General features: G+C 56.8%; 1 protein-coding gene. It reads left to right on the plus strand.

Annotated elements, in window-relative coordinates; all coding sequences use genetic code 11:
- Nucleotides 1-38: 38 nt before the first annotated feature.
- On the plus strand, nt 39-308 hold a 270-nt coding region (locus AB9F26_RS22460), incomplete at its 3' end, for a beta-ketoacyl synthase N-terminal-like domain-containing protein (RefSeq protein ID WP_369769147.1).

The raw sequence follows: 308 nt of genomic DNA on the forward strand, positions 1-308 counted from the left end.
CCTTCACGTCAAACTATCAGACCGGAAAATTTGCCGAAATGACCGGGAATTTGCCTGACTGTCTGGCCACGCGCGCGTCGTTCAAGCTGGACTTGCGCGGCCCTGCGATGACGATTCAAACCGCATGTTCTACGTCGCTGACCGCTATTGCACAGGCCATTAATACGCTGCGTGCGGGGCAATGTGATATGGCGCTAGCAGGTGGTGTGTCGATTACTTTTCCGCAAAAGCGCGGCTATCTTGCGCAAGAGGGCGGCCTCTCCTCCGATGACGGAACCTGTCGGCCTTTTGACAATGCGGCATCCGGG

The sequence above is a fragment of the Falsihalocynthiibacter sp. BN13B15 genome, assembly GCF_041205415.1.
Lineage (GTDB): Bacteria > Pseudomonadota > Alphaproteobacteria > Rhodobacterales > Rhodobacteraceae > Falsihalocynthiibacter > Falsihalocynthiibacter arcticus.